Origin of the sequence: Pseudomonas sp. NBRC 111127 (assembly GCF_001320345.1) — a bacterium.
GTDB classification, from domain to species: domain Bacteria; phylum Pseudomonadota; class Gammaproteobacteria; order Pseudomonadales; family Pseudomonadaceae; genus Aquipseudomonas; species Aquipseudomonas juntendi.
Genome location: NZ_BCBD01000153.1, coordinates 1 through 13,108 on the forward strand (window position 1 = coordinate 1; position 13,108 = coordinate 13,108).

General features: G+C 62.9%; 12 protein-coding genes. 4 read left to right on the top strand and 8 right to left on the bottom strand.

Translation table 11 applies throughout. From position 1 onward, the window contains the following. Positions 1-398: AraC family transcriptional regulator (locus tag APH30_RS21915; protein WP_177333772.1), on the bottom strand; the 398-nt coding region annotated here is incomplete at its 3' end. Positions 399-578: 180 nt separating this feature from the next. Between APH30_RS21915 and pssA the strand changes: the two genes are divergently transcribed. Beyond that, positions 579-1,907 carry a CDP-diacylglycerol--serine O-phosphatidyltransferase gene (pssA, locus tag APH30_RS21920; protein ID WP_054913753.1) on the top strand — a complete coding sequence of 443 codons (1,329 nt, stop codon included), beginning with the start codon at positions 579-581 and terminating at the stop codon, positions 1,905-1,907. Positions 1,908-2,198: 291 nt separating this feature from the next. Continuing rightward, positions 2,199-3,344: a GGDEF domain-containing protein gene (locus APH30_RS21925; RefSeq protein WP_054913754.1), complete on the top strand. Its 1,146-nt coding sequence runs from the start codon at positions 2,199-2,201 to the stop codon at positions 3,342-3,344. Between the two features lie 158 nt (positions 3,345-3,502). Here APH30_RS21925 and ppnN read toward each other — a convergent pair whose 3' ends face one another. Beyond that, positions 3,503-4,876, bottom strand: coding sequence for a nucleotide 5'-monophosphate nucleosidase PpnN (ppnN, locus tag APH30_RS21930; protein WP_054913755.1), 1,374 nt, complete (start codon positions 4,874-4,876; stop codon positions 3,503-3,505). A 127-nt stretch (positions 4,877-5,003) separates the two neighbouring features. Next, positions 5,004-6,065 (bottom strand): YeiH family protein, encoded by a 1,062-nt coding sequence (locus tag APH30_RS21935; RefSeq protein ID WP_054913756.1) that lies wholly within the window; start codon positions 6,063-6,065, stop codon positions 5,004-5,006. 110 nt (positions 6,066-6,175) lie between these two features. Between APH30_RS21935 and APH30_RS21940 the strand changes: the two genes are divergently transcribed. Next, positions 6,176-7,063: a LysR family transcriptional regulator gene (locus tag APH30_RS21940; protein WP_054913757.1), complete on the top strand. Its 888-nt coding sequence runs from the start codon at positions 6,176-6,178 to the stop codon at positions 7,061-7,063. Between the two features lie 55 nt (positions 7,064-7,118). Here the strand turns inward: APH30_RS21940 and pncB are convergent, their stop codons facing one another. Further along, positions 7,119-8,318 (bottom strand): nicotinate phosphoribosyltransferase, encoded by a 1,200-nt coding sequence (gene pncB, locus APH30_RS21945; protein ID WP_054913758.1) that lies wholly within the window; start codon positions 8,316-8,318, stop codon positions 7,119-7,121. Next, on the bottom strand, positions 8,315-8,965 hold the full coding sequence (locus tag APH30_RS21950) for an isochorismatase family protein (protein ID WP_054913759.1): 651 nt from the start codon (positions 8,963-8,965) through the stop codon (positions 8,315-8,317). Before APH30_RS21950 ends, pncB begins: the two co-directional genes overlap by 4 nt. Positions 8,966-9,103: 138 nt before the next feature. On the opposite strand from APH30_RS21950, the gene APH30_RS21955 reads away from it, so the two are divergent. Next, positions 9,104-9,808, top strand: a complete 705-nt coding sequence (locus APH30_RS21955; protein WP_054913760.1) for an NUDIX hydrolase — start codon at positions 9,104-9,106, stop codon at positions 9,806-9,808. Between the two features lie 139 nt (positions 9,809-9,947). Here the strand turns inward: APH30_RS21955 and APH30_RS21960 are convergent, their stop codons facing one another. From APH30_RS21960 to APH30_RS21970, 3 genes are all read right to left on the bottom strand, one after another. Further along, a complete protein-coding gene (locus APH30_RS21960; RefSeq protein ID WP_054913761.1) occupies positions 9,948-11,360 on the bottom strand; it encodes a cytosine permease in 1,413 nt (470 codons plus the stop codon). 297 nt (positions 11,361-11,657) lie between these two features. Continuing rightward, positions 11,658-12,221 carry an NUDIX hydrolase gene (locus APH30_RS21965; protein WP_047150251.1) on the bottom strand — a complete coding sequence of 188 codons (564 nt, stop codon included), beginning with the start codon at positions 12,219-12,221 and terminating at the stop codon, positions 11,658-11,660. A 22-nt stretch (positions 12,222-12,243) separates the two neighbouring features. After that, a complete protein-coding gene (locus APH30_RS21970; protein ID WP_009683726.1) occupies positions 12,244-12,990 on the bottom strand; it encodes a GntR family transcriptional regulator in 747 nt (248 codons plus the stop codon). Positions 12,991-13,108: the final 118 nt, after the last annotated feature.

A 13,108-nucleotide genomic window follows, 5' to 3' on the forward strand; every position in this document is an offset into this window, starting at 1 on the left:
GCCTTGGCCAGCAGGTAACTGCCGGTGCAGATACCGCCCAGGGGCAGGTGTTGCCGTGCCAGGTGGCGCAGCCATTCGATCAGCGGGCGGTTGCCGCGGCCACGGTCGATCGGGTTGGCGCCTACCACCAGCAGCGTGTCCAGGGCAGGGGCGTTGGCGATGCTGTAGTCGGGCAGTACGCGCATGCCGTTGCTGGCCACCACCGGTGCCTCATCCGCCGCAATCAACACACTGCGAAACAAGGTTTGATGTGCGGCCAGGTTGGCCATGCGCAGGGTTTCGACGGCCGATGCCAGGCCGATCGTGGTGAAATTGGGCAAAATCAGAAAGCCGAAGGTCTTGACCGAACAACGCTTTACACTTGAAAGCGGCGGGTTTGCAGAAACGGGGTGGACCATTGCGCTGTACCTGTGCAAGCTGAGCCGTGGTTTGTCAGGGGCAGTGAAAAACAGGGCCTCGCGTGGTGCTTGTTGTTATAGGTCGTTGCCGGGTCGATCTTACACCCAGGGCGCAGCGGCCAGGAATGGCTCTGCCCGTTGGCAGGGCCGACAGTGATCGCATAGAGAAGGTGATTGTCAGTGAACCCCGAAACCTTGCTGGCAAGCCTGCCAGGCTACGCTATCGCACCTGAGTCGATTCAGGTGCTGCCCGATGCCAAGGCCTACCGTGCCTGCCTGCTCGAGCGTATCGGCATGGCCACCCGGCGCATTGTCATCGTGGCCCTGTACCTGCAGGAAGACGAGGCAGGCCAGGAAATACTGGACGCCTTGTACCAGGCCAAGGCCGCGCGCCCAGGCCTGCAAATCACCGTCGTGGTCGACTGGTTCCGCGCCCGCCGCGGGCTGCTGGGGGCCGGGCGTCAGCCGGGCAATGCGGCCTGGTACCAGGCCCAGCGCCAGTTGCACGGGCTGGAGATCGCCATCCATGGGGTGCCGGTGCAGACCCGCGAGCTGTTTGGGGTGTTGCACCTCAAGGGCAGCATCATCGACGACTGTGTGATCTATACCGGTGCCAGCCTGAACAACGTGTACCTGCACCGTTTCAATCGTTACCGCCTGGACCGCTATCACCTGTTCCAGTCACCGGCACTGGCGGACGCCATGGCCGACCTGGTGCAGCGCCTGCTGCATCCGGCCGCCACGCCGCGTCTCGATCTGCCGGCGCCACCTTCTACCCGTAGCCTGCGCGGTGACATCCGGCGCTTGCGCGCGCGGTTGCGGCGCATGGCCTATCAGGCCCCGGCCCCTGAGCCAGGGCAGAGCCTGCGGGTCATACCGCTGCTGGGCGTGGGTCGAGGCAACCGGTTGAACCGGGCCGTGTGCGCATTACTGGCGGCGGCGCAGGCGCAGATCATCATCAGTACGCCGTATTTCAACCCGCCACGTGTCGTGATGCGCGAGCTTGACCAGGCGTTGGCACGTGGGGTGCGGGTTGAGTTGATTGTCGGCGACCGCACAGCGAACGACTTCTATATCCCCCCAGGCGAACCATTCAGCGCCAGTGGCGCGTTGCCTTACCTGTACGAGGACACCTTGCGCGCCTTCGTTCGGCGCCGCCAGGCGGCGATAGCCAGCGGGCAGCTACAAGTGCGCATCTGGAACGACCCGGGGCATACGTTTCATGCCAAGGGGGTGTGGGTCGATCAGCGTTATTCGCTGCTGACCGGCAACAACCTGAACCCGCGGGGGTTCAACCTGGACCTGGAGAACGGCTTGCTGATCGACGACCCGCATGGGCAATGGTTGGCGCCGCGTGAAGCGGAGCTCGACGGGTTGCGCCATTTCGCGCCGCCGATCGATTCGCTGGAGGCCCTGGGGGTGAAGGCCGAACACCCCAAGGAAGTGCGCCGGTTCCTGCGGCGTTTGCGCTACAGCCGCCTGGAACCGTTGATCAAGCGGGTGTTGTGACACCGGCTGAAGCACGGCGCGGTAGCGCAACGATCTGGCGCAAGGAAATGGCCGCCTGGGCCTGACCGAGGGCCTCATGAAGGGAAGCTGACTGATCGTCAGGTCAGCTATTCAGCCTGCGGTGATATCAATATGATATCGGTGCTGCCGCAGGCGTTCCTGCGGTTGAGCTATGATTTACGGGCTCCCGACCAGGGCCCCTCTGAAAAGTCATCACAAGCGCATACAATCGCGCCCTTTTCCTTGTTAACCAGATAGGCCAAAGCGTATATGGCGCTAGATCCACCTACGATGCTGACCATTTCGGTTGCCCTGGCAGCAGCGGCTGCCCTGTATTTGGCAATTGAGTGGCGCAGTGTTCGCGAGTCCTCGCTACTGTTCTGGAGCGCAGGCTTCGCCACCATCACGGTCGGTTGCGTGCTGGCCTTGTTGCGCGGGATCGGTTTGCTGTTCATTGGCATCTGGTTCGCCAATGGCTTGCTGGTGGTGGCCCATGGGTTCTTCTTGTGGGGTGTGCTGCGCTTTACCCAGGAGCGTCTGTCACGGGCCTGGCTGGTCATCGTGCTGGTCTGGTTCGCCCTGCTGCTGTTGCCCGTGGGGCCGCAGTGGTCGAAGGTGATGTTGATGGTCAACTCGTTGCTGGTGGCGGCGCTGACCCTCAAGGCGAGCTTCCTGTTGCGGCCGCATGGCAAGTCGTTGAGCGTTGGCGCGGTGCAGCTGCGCTACGTGCTGTTGCTCCATGGTGTGTTCTATGTGGTCAAGGCAATCATTGCGATTGCACCGGGTACCTTGATTGACCTGGCCACGTTTGGCGGGCTGATCATTCAGGTTTCGCTGGTGGAGGGGGCGATGGCGATCATGCTGATTGCCTTGTCGATGACTGGCACCGTGCGTTACCGACGCGAGGAGCGGATTGCCCGGTTGGCGGCACGCGACCCGCTCACCGCGCTGTATAACCGGCGGGCCCTGGAAGTGCGGGCAGCCCCTTTTTTCAAGGACGTCAGCCCAACCCAGCCTGGTGCATTGCTGCTGATCGACATCGACAATTTCAAGCTGGTCAATGACCTGCATGGGCATATTGCCGGGGATCGGTTGCTGGTCGCCCTGAGCGAGATGATCCGTACGGTGCTGCCGGAGCGCTCGTTGGCGGCGCGTTTAGGCGGGGACGAGTTCGTCATATTGCTCAGTGGCACCAGCAATGAGCGGGTGTTGGACCTGGGTGGGATCTTGCGGGAACAGTTCCAGCTGTATGCGGGCAAGACGGTGCCGACGCCGGAGGCGGTGACGCTCAGTATTGGCGCCAACCTGTTCGACCAGCCGCCGGCGAGTCTGGCGGCACTGATCGAGCAGGGTGATGTGGCGTTGTATCAGTCCAAGCGGGGTGGGCGGGACAGTATTCGTTTTGTCGAGCGGTCGATGGCGGGGGTTGGCCAGTGAGGCTTCAGCCTTGGTCAGCCCTGATACGATCCCTGTGGGAGATTCTATGGTTTCTGGCAAGGGTAGCCGCAGCATCTTCAGCGCCTGTGAGATCGAGCGCCGCCCGCGCGGCGCTCGACCTCACAGGCGCTGCATATCTTGTGGTAAACACGTCGCTGTCAGGTCACGACCTGATAGCACGGTACATACGCCGCCCCGCCGGGCAACTTCATCCGGTGCTGGTCGACGAACGCCTGCAGCAACCGCCCCAGTGGATCGAGCACAGCGCTGTCGCCACGAATCTGATAAGGGCCGTGCTCCTCGATCAGGCGGATACCCTTGTCCTTGACGTTGCCGGCCACGATGCCGGAAAACGCCCGGCGCAGGTTGGCCGCCAGTTCGTGCGGTGGCAAGTCGCGGCGCAAGTCCAGTTCTGCCATCGCCTTATGCGTAGGGTCGAAGGGGCGCTGGAAGCTCTCCTCGATCTTCAGCAACCAGTTGAAGTGGAAGGCATCGTTGCGCTCGCGGCGGAACTGCTTCACCGCCTTGAGCCCGTCGACCATGTGCCGGGCAACTTCTGCCGGGTCGTCGATGATGATCTCGTACAAGCGGTGTGCCGCCTCGCCCAGCGTGGCACCGACAAAGGCATGCAACTGCTGCAGGTAGGGTTCGGCACTGCGTGGGCCGGTGAGCACCACCGGGAACGGCAGGTCGTGGTTGTCCGGGTGCATGAGGATACCCAGCAGGTAGAGGAATTCCTCTGCCGTACCGGCGCCACCGGGGAAGATGATGATGCCGTGGCCGACACGCACGAAGGCTTCCAGACGCTTCTCGATGTCCGGCAGGATCACCAGTTCGTTGACGATCGGGTTGGGCGCTTCGGCAGCGATGATGCCCGGCTCGGTCAGGCCCAGGTAGCGGCTGCCATGCATGCGCTGCTTGGCATGGGCAATGGTCGCGCCCTTCATCGGACCCTTCATCACGCCCGGGCCGCAACCGGTGCACACGTCCAGCTTGCGCAGCCCCAGTTCGTGCCCGACCTTCTTGGTGTACTGGTATTCCTCGCTGCTGATCGAGTGGCCGCCCCAACACACCACCATCTTCGGCTCCACACCCGGGCGCAGGGTGCGGGCGTTGCGCAGCAGGTGGAACACGTAATCAGTGATGCCCTGGGAGCTTTCCAGGTCGATGCGCTGGCTGGCCAGTTCGCTTTCGGTGTAGACAATGTCGCGCAGGGCGCTGAACAGCATTTCGCGGGTGCTGGCGATCATCTCGCCATCGACAAAGGCGTCGGCCGGGGCATTCTGCAGCTCCAGGCGCACGCCACGGTCCTGTTGGTGGATGCGCACCTCGAAGTCCCGGTAAGCCTCGAGGATGGTCTTGGCGTTGTCGACATGGGCGCCGGTGTTGAGGATGGCCAGGGCGCACTGGCGGAACAAGGTGTAAAGGCTACCGGTACCGACTTCACTCAGTTGCTGCACTTCACGTTGTGACAGCGTCTCCAGGCTGCCTTTGGGGCTGACGGATGCATTGATGACATGGCGTTGAGGCATCTAAGTCTTTCCTGTGCGGGTAAAACATCCTTCTTGGACAGCACCATACCGAGAAATGTGGGCGGCCACGAGGGGGGCGGTGAAAAACCTTTGCAGGGCTGCGCCTGCTTCGCCGCCCGGTTGCCGATCAGCTCAACAACTTCTGCACCCCGAGGGTGATTGCCAGGCCGCCGCCAACCAGCCACAGGTTGAGCAGCGCCCCGGTCGCCAGCGCCCGTGGCCCGGCCTGACGAATCTGGCTCAAGCGCGTCTCCATGCCCAGCGCGGTCATCGCCATGGTCAGGGCGAAGGTGTCCAGGCCGTTGAGCGCCTGGGTCACGCTGCCGGGCAGCACCTGCAGCGAGTTCACCAGCACCAGGCCGAGGAAGCCGAAGGCGAACCAGGGCATGGCGATGCGGCCGTTGCCTTTGCCCTGGCCAGCCTGGCGCGAACGGCTGATCCACAGGCCGACCACCAGCAGCACGGGTACCAGCAGCATGACCCGGGTCATCTTGACGATGGTCGCGATGTGGGTGACTTCCGGGCTGACGTTGCTGGCGGCGCCGACCACCTGGGCCACTTCGTGGATGGTGCCGCCCAGCAGCAGGCCGGCACCCAAGGTGTCCAGGTGCAGCCAGCCAGCGTTGATCGCCAAGGGGTAGACGAACATTAACAAGGTGCCGAACAGCACCACACTGCCCACCGCCATGGCGCTCTTGTGCGGGGCGCTGCGCAGCGCCGATTCGAATGCCAGCACGGCGGCTGCCCCGCAGATGGCGCTACCGGCGGCCGTCAGCAGCGCGGTGTCGCGGTCGAGCTTGAAGACTTTCATGCCGCACCACAGGCCGATCAGCAATGTGCTGCCAACCACCAGCAGCGAGACGATTAGCCCCGACCAGCCTACCTCGGCAATTTCCTGCAGGCTCACCCGCAGGCCGAAGAACGCCACGGCAATGCGTAACAAGCCGCGAGCGGAAAAATTGATACCCGCGGCCCAGCTTGCCGGCACGCCGTCACGCAGCGCGTTGCCATACAGCGCACCGGCGACGATGCCGACAATCAGCGGGCTGATGCCAAGCCTGGCGATGGCGGGTATGGCCGCCAGTTGCGTGACAGCCAGCGCGAACAGCGCGACGAACAGGATGCCATTGAGCCGCCCTTTGGTAGAAAGGGTAGGGGTGTAGGCAGGATGGGACGGTACCGTGGCCATGTGAGTCCTCCGGGCAATGATTCGACGAGGCCTACGTTAATCCGGTTATAAGCTTATAAAAAATCGTAATTTGGGATGGCAAATATCTGCTTTGCTGATATTTTGAATTCATGACCCCAGAACAGCTGATAACATTCGCCACCGTTGCCGAGCATGGCAACATCAGCCATGCGGCCCAGGCCCTGCACCTGTCGCAGCCTGCGGTTTCCGGGCAGCTCAAGCTGCTGCAGGAGGCGTTCGGCGAACCCCTCTACCAACGGGCCGGTCGTGGCGTGCGCCTGACAGCGGCTGGCGAGCAACTGCTCGCACACGCCGAGCGCCTGCGCGATACCTTCCGCCAGGCCCAAGCCCTGCGCGAGGCCATGCGCGGGTTGGAGCGCGGCACCTTGCGCATTGGCGCCAGCACTACGCCCGCCAGTTACCTGTTGCCTTACCTGATTGCCGATTTTCATCGGCAGTACCCGGACGTGCTGGTGACGACCTCGCATGGCAACACGGCGGAGATCGTGGCGGCACTGGACAGCGTCGATATCGCCCTGATCGAGGGGCCGCCCGGCCATGAGTTGCCCCTGGGCACGCACACCACGCCGTGGCACGAGGACGAAATCGTGGCGATCGTCCCGCGCGGGCACCCCCTGGCAGGCACGCACAAGCAGCCATTGGCGGCGCTGGGGGCCTATCCGTTGGTGTTGCGTGAAAGCGGCTCGGGGGTGCGGCAGGTCGTTGAGCGGGCATTCGCACGTGATGGCGTAGCCATGCGTGTGGCGCTGGAAATCGCCGGTGTGGAGGGGGTGAAGGAAGCGGTGCGTGCCGGCATGGGCATCGGCTTTGTTTCAGCCATGTCCATACGCCACGAAGACGGTGCATTGCAACGGTTGCAGGTGAGCCCTCAGGCATTGCTGCGGCGTTTTTCCATACTGATGCCGCACGCCGCCACGCCCTCGCGGGCGGCCGCACGGTTTCTGGCGTTGTGCATGGCCATGCCACAGGTGGCGTGACGGTGCCGGCCTGGTGGGCGCAAGTTCACCCGCGATGAAGCCGGCACAGCGGCCATCAATTCACCTTGAAAACGTGCTTCATATAGGCCACGAAATTCTCGTCCCGGCATTGGGTTTTTCCAGGGCTGTCGGAAATTTTCGCCACCGGCGCCCCATTGCACGCGGTCATCTTGATAACCATGTTCATCGGCGCTACCCCCGGGATATCGCACGTTAGTTGGGTACCAATGCCGAAGCTCACATTGATCCGCTCATGCAGCGCCCGGTACAGCCCCAGCGCCTTGGCAAAATCCAGCCCATCGGAGAAGATCAGGGTCTTGCTCTTTGGGTCGATCCCCAGCCGCTCATAATGGGCAATGGCTTTTTCCGCCCACGCCAGTGGATCGCCAGAGTCGTGCCGCAAGCCATCGAACAGCTTGGCGAAATACAGGTCGAAATCGCCGAGGAAGGCATCCATGGTGATGCAGTCGGTCAACGCTATGCCGAGCAGCCCTCGGTACTCCCTGACCCAGCATTCCAGTGCGGCGGCCTGGCTGTCGACCAGGCGCGGGCCCAACTGCTGGTGCGCCATGAACCATTCGTGGGCCATGGTACCCAGGGGCTTGAGCTCGAACTCACGCGCCAGGTGCACGTTGCTGGTGCCAACGAAGCGCCCCGGGAAATCATGCTTGAGGATATGCACGACTTCTTCCTGTACCCGGTAGGAGAAGCGCCGGCGCGTGCCGAAGTCCGCCAACTGGAAACCGGCCAGCTCTTGTGCACTGGCCTCGGCCTTCAGCCAGTCGAGCTTCTGGTACAAGCGCTCGCCGACCTGTTCGATCACCACGTCACGGTAGCGGTAACGGTTGCGCACCTCGCTGATGATCGCCAGCAGCGGGATCTCGTAGAGAATCACGTGCAACCAGGGCCCGCGTACGCGCACTGCCAGTTGCCCGGCGGCGTCCAGGCCCACCTGTACATAGCGCAGGTTGAAACGGAACAGGCTTAGAAAGCGAATGAAATCCGGTTTGAGGAAGGGGATTTTCTCCAGATAGGCCAACTGGTCGTGGGTCACCGTGACCTCGGCCAGCTGTTCTATCTGGTAGCGGATTTCAGCCAGGTAGGGAGACAAGTCTTCGTCGTTGCGGCAACGAAACTCCCATTCCACCTCGGCGTTGGGGTAGTTGTGCAGCACTGCCTGCATCATGGTGATCTTGTAGAAATCGGTGTCCAGCAGGTTCTGGATGATGCGTGGGCCGAAAACACTTTCGCTCATGGGCGTTGTTCCTTGATCAGGGCAAGCTGGTGGTCGAGCGCGGCTTCGTCGCCGCAGAGGATGACCCCCTCTGCGGCCAAGGCGCCGCACGCCTCGATAGCGCCTGCCTGAGTCAGCGCACGGCAAGCCGGCAGGTACAGCAGCACCTCGAAGCCGGCCTGGCGCAGTTGCCGGGCGGTGGTCTTGACGCAGTAGTCCAGGGCCAGGCCGCCGACGATCACCGCGCCGACCTGGTGTACCTTGAGGTATTCGATTACCCCCGTGGAACGGCGTTCGGCGAGGTCGTGATAGCAGGCGCCGTAGGGGTGCAGGTCGGGCTCGACACCCTTCCACACGAAGTAGTCGTAATCGATGGGCGCCGGCAGGCCAGGCAGCAGCTCGAACCCAGGGGTGCCGGGGACGCAGTGGCTGACCCAGGTCAGGTCGGCGTTGGCCATTTGCAGGGGCTGCAGCATGTGCGCCGGGTCGGCGACAACCCAGGCGGCATTGGCCGGGTGGGCATCTTTGCTGCCCAGGCGCAGGTCCGCGCGCACGGCCATGGTGTTGAGGTCAACCGCAATCTCATGGCCTTCGGGAACCGGGAGTTCCTGCGGCGCGTTGCCGGTGAAGCCGTTCTGCGCATCGACATCGAAACTGGCGATTTTCATGGCGGTTCTCCTTGCTGGACTGGCCACATAATCTACCTGGTGATCTAAGTATGTCAAGCGTATATCCCTATGGATTTGCTTGTTGATTTACTTAGTGTCTCTGGTGGATTATTAGGCCAGTGAACGAGGAGCAACCCGGTGAGTACAGTTGAAGTCCTGGCCAGTGTCGATATCGTGACCCTGCGCCTGGCCCCCGATGCGCAGCATCTGCAAGTGTTGTTGCACCGCCGTGAGCGCGAGCCGCACGCCGGCCGGTGGGCGTTGCCGGGGGTGATCGTCAATGGTCGAACCCCTGACATCAGCCTGGAGGCCGCGGCCGAGCGCGCGTTACGCGAAAAAACCCGGCTGGTGCCGTGCTACATGGAGCAGGTGGGTACCGAGGGCAATGCGTTTCGCGATCCGCGGGGCTGGTCGCTGAGCACCTATTACCTCGCCTTGATCGGCCCTGGGCAGGCAGCCTTGGGTGAGCAGTTGGCGTTTTTCGACCTGGACAGTGTGTTGGCGCGCAAGGTGCTCTTGCCTTTCGACCACACGTTGCTGGTGGAACGGGCCCGCGAGCGGCTGGCGGCAAAGACCGTGTACAGCAGCCTGCCGCTGTACCTGCTGGCGGAGAAATTCACCGTGCTCGATGCCCTGGGGGCGGTTCAGGCATGCCTGGGGCAGACGGTGAACAGCACCTCGCTGCGTAAACGCCTGGAGCGCTTGCGTGAGCTGGGGTGGGTGAAGGACACCGGGGAGAAGAACCAGCCCAGGCTGGGCCGGCCGCAGCAGTTGTATCAGCACACCCCGCTGGGTGGGCGGGTGTTCATGTTTGATCGCAGCTTGTTGCCGGAGGGAGGTTAGAGTTCGGCTTGAGGGGCAAGGGGGCGCCGCGACCGAGCGCCCCACCTGCGGTGTTCGGTCATGTATGGGTCAGCTTCCGGCATCGGAGCTCCCAGCGATGGTGCACAACCATCTGCTGGGATTTGCCGGCGCAGCAAACTCAGTGCCCCATGGCCAACTTGGCACTCAGCTGCCGGCGCCGGTAAGCACTGTCACGGCTGGCCAGCCACCAGTACAGCGGCGAAGTCACCGCCAGCCCTACCAGCCACGACAGGTCGGCGCCGTTGATGTGCTCGGAAATCGGCCCCACGTACAGCGGCGTGTTCATGAACGGGATCTGCACCACGATACCGACCGCATAAGCGAGCAGTGCCTGCGGGTTGTAACGGCCATAGATACCGCCATCGACCTGGAAGATCGACTGGATGTCGTAGTCGCCCTTGTGGATGGCATAGAAGTCGATGAGGTTGATCGCCGTCCACGGCACCAGCACCACCAGCAACACCAGCACCATGTCGACGAAGTGGCCAATGAAGTCCGCCGAAGCGAACACGGCGACCACGCAGCACGCCGACAGCACGATCAGCGACAGTACCGCGCGGCTCTTGGCAGTCGGGATCCAGCGGTAGGCGAAGGTTTGCACCAGGGTGATGATCGACAGCACCGCGCCATACAGGTTGAGGGCGTTGTGGCTGATGACGCTGAGCAGGAACAGCACCAGCATGACGGGGCCGAGGGTCCCGGTGGCCAGTTTGACCGCATCCATGGTGTCCATGCCGGCCGGAATGGCCAGGACCGCCACGGCGCCGAAGATGAACGACAGGCTCGAACCCAGGGCCGAGCCCAGGTAGGTGGTCCAGAAGGTCGAGCTGACTTTCACGACTGCCGGCAGGTAGCGTGAGTAGTCCGACACGTAGGGCGCAAAGGCGATTTGCCACAGCGCCGCCAGCGACACGGTGGCCAGCCAGCCGGCCAGGTTGAAGCTGCCGCGGCTGAGGAAGTCGTCGCTCTGCACATGGGTGAAGATATAGCCGAAGCCGACCACGATGCCGATACCCAGCACCCAGGTGCCGATGCGGTTGAGGACGTGGATGAAGCGGTAGCCGATGATGCCGATGATGCCCGAACCCAGCGCGCCGATGACGATGCCGACCGGCACCGGTACTGCGTCGACCACACCGTGCAAAGACTTGCCGGCGAGCACGATGTTGGAGGCGAAGAAGCCGATGTACATGACCCCGGCAATCACTACCACCAGCAGCGCGCCCAAGGTACCGAACTGGGCACGGCTCTGGATCATCTGCGGGATGCCCATTTGCGGGCCCTGGGCCGAATGCAGGGCCATCAGCACGCCACCGAGCAGGTGGCCCACCAGGATGGCCACGATGCCCCATACCAGGTTCAGGTGAAACAGCTGCACGCCCAACGCGCCGGTGACGATGGGCAACGGCGCAATGTTGCCGCCGAACCACAGCGTGAACAGATCCCTTACCTTTCCATGGCGGTCTTGCGGTGGCACATAGCCGATCGTGTGTTTTTCTATGAGGGGTGCCGAATTGGCTGCACTGGTCATGACTGACTCCAAGGCAAGGTAGGGCATTGGCAACTGCCCGGGTGCGTGCCGGCGATGGGCGACGCGTTCTTGTTGGAGCGATGATGCGGGCCGCTGGGGTAACGGGAAATTAGTAAATATGTACCTTTAAGCCTTAAAAAACCTAAGGCTGACAAAAGCTTAAGCGGCTGACGGTAGCAAGGAGGGTGCCAGTTGGCTGAAGGGCTTGGGGTAGAGGGGGTGCGCGTTGTGTGGGCGGTGATGGGTGAGCTTTGCTGGTGCGACCCGGGCATTTTTGGGGCACAGGGCCAGCACCGGCTAACGCATGAAGTGCACCTTGCCGGTATCGTCATTACCCATGTACATGCCATACACCCCAGCCTGCCGCTCCAGGATGTAACGTTCGAGAATCTGCCGGATCGCCGGGTAGTAGATCTGATCCCAAGGGATCTCATCCGGTGCGAAGAACTTGTACGCCAACGTTTCCGGCCCGTATTGCCCGGTTTCTTCGGTCACGATGGCGCGGAAGATGATGTAGACCTCGCTGATTTTCGGCACGCTGAAAATCGAGTACGGGGAAATGATGTCGGCCCGCACGCCGCTCTCTTCCCACACTTCGCGCAGCGCCGCCTGCTCGGTGGTCTCGCCTGCTTCCATGAAACCCGCCGGCAACGTCCAGGTGCCGGGGCGTGGCGGGATGGCACGCTGGCACAGCAGGTACTTGCCGTCGCGCTCGATGATGCACCCGGCGATGATCTTCGGGTTGATGTAGTGGATGTAGCCGCAGCCGCCACAATGCAGGCGTTCGTGGGTGTCACCTGCAGGAACGCCCCGGGCCAGTTCCTTGGTGCAGTGCGGGCAGTAGCGCGGGGCGTTGGGCATGATCAGCGGCCTGTGGGTGGCGTTAAATACGTGGATCCTTCAGCGCCAGGGGCTCGACGATGTCGCGCACCTTGACGTGGTCTTCCTGCTTCTGGCGCAGGTAATCCAGGGCTACCTTGGCAGCCGCACGCACATGGTCGACCGAGGCCTGGTGGGCAACCAGCGGGTCGCCACCCTTGATCGCCTCGACCATCTTTTCCATCTCGCGGTTGCTGGCGCCACGGCGGTTTTCCTGCGACACCGAGGTGGCGCGCAGGTAGCTGATGCGTGCCTGCAACTGGCGCAACTGCTGCGCCGCCACCTGGTTGCCGGAGCCTTCCAGCAGCACGTCGTAGAAGCCTTGAACCGAGTCCAGCACCTGCTGCAACTCGCCTTCTTCCAAGGCTTCGCGGTTGACCTCCAGCGCGCGTTCCAGGGCACGGATGTCCTTGGCCTTGGCGTTGAGGGTGAACAGCTGCACGATCAGGCCTTCGAGTACGCAACGCAGCTCGTAGATGTCGCGGGCGTCTTCCAGGGTGATGATGGCCACCCGTGGGCCCTTGGCGTCGGCGAATTCCACCAGGCCTTCGGATTCCAGGTGACGCAGCGCTTCGCGTACCGAGGTACGGCTGACCCCAAGGCGGTCGCAGAGGTCGCGTTCGACCAGGCGGTCGCCAGGCAGCAGGTGGAAGTTCATGATCGCCGCGCGCAGCTTGTCTAGCACGATTTCGCGCAGGGTAACGGGGTTGCGGTTGACCTTGAAGCTGTCGTCGAGTGGCTGGCGTTTCATCAAGTGCGCTCTTAAAGAGGCTGCCCGGCCGCAACCGCAATAGCACCACGAACCTTGGGTGCTCCTTGCGTGGGTTCGAACAGCCCGGTGTTAACGGGTTGGCTCCGCATCGGCTTCA